The organism is Oleiagrimonas sp. MCCC 1A03011 (assembly GCF_003267965.1).
In the GTDB taxonomy this organism is placed as follows: Bacteria; Pseudomonadota; Gammaproteobacteria; order Xanthomonadales; family Rhodanobacteraceae; genus Oleiagrimonas; species Oleiagrimonas citrea.
Genome location: NZ_MSPY01000035.1, coordinates 1 through 1,122, shown reverse-complemented (window position 1 = coordinate 1,122; position 1,122 = coordinate 1). Strand labels below are relative to the sequence as shown.

At 48.0% G+C, this 1,122-nt stretch carries 1 protein-coding gene; it reads right to left on the bottom strand.

Going from position 1 to position 1,122, the window contains the following annotated elements; genetic code table 11:
• Positions 1 to 738: hypothetical protein (locus BTJ49_RS15665; RefSeq protein ID WP_146742395.1), on the bottom strand; the 738-nt coding region annotated here is incomplete at its 3' end.
• Positions 739 to 1,122: the final 384 nt, after the last annotated feature.

The following is a 1,122-nucleotide window of genomic DNA, read 5'->3' as shown; positions in this document are numbered from 1 at the left end:
GTCCAACAAATTTTCCAATCTATCTATATTGCTGTTGTCTTTATTGTGCCTAGCTCCTTTTGGAGTCGAGGCATTGAATTCTTCTAAAATATCCATACCCACATCATCCTTGCGGACAAATTCTATTATTTTTTCTTTTGCCTGCTTGATATTACGAGCCAACCCCTTATCCCTAACCACATCCAAAATGCCATGCACAAGAGCCCTTAGCTTCATGTTAGCTTTTGCATGCCTACTGGTAGCGGCCCGTGATGCAGATTGCGTCAGTGAAGGATTAGTGTTCATACCGAGATGATAATAAGCCATTGCTGTGATATGCCACGCCCTATCAACGCTACCTTCTTCGCACAGCCTCCTGGCTTCCTGAAAATAAATCGCCGAAACAAGCATCCATTTATACGGGTAGGGTCGCCGGCGATCCCAGTTCTCCGGAACAATGACCCCTAATGTTATTTCGTACCTCAACCACTCAACATGCGAATAGACAGAAGCGTCATGACGGTTTCCCAGAAGCTCGCTGGCGAACCTCCACAGATGGCTTATATCTCGCTCCGAAATATTCAACATCTGCTCGTGCCAAAGAAAAATACCATCTTCCGTGAGCCGGAGAGGATCCACAGCACACTCCTCTCCATATTCGTAAAAAAAATGCGTTTTCGGATTGCTGCTATAGGTTAGTCCGACATCGTTTATTGCAGACTCTGACTCATCTTTTCGCTTGCTTGGCTTCGCTGCCATGGATATCCCTATTGCTTGATTGAAAACATATAGCGGAGCCGCGCTTGGCAAGTTGATAGGTTTTGTTCGAAACAACACCCTGCCAAAGTTCAACGTCTACAACCCGACATACACCACACGTCGCGGGCCACCGCTGCGAACTTACTGAGGATTGCATGCAGTACGCGGCAACACAACTGAGGGGGCGCGTGTCACACCGCTGCGATTCCGAAACAGAACCGCTAGCTAGTCCTGCACAAGACGGATGACTTCATCTACCAAGCCAGCAACAATCGGGGGAGAGATAAGAAGAAGATCAGACCGTCCCACTGCTCGAACACTGGTCCAATGCTGTATAAATGCGTAGTACGCTAAAGCTGCTCAGGTGTCGGATGAACTCGCCTC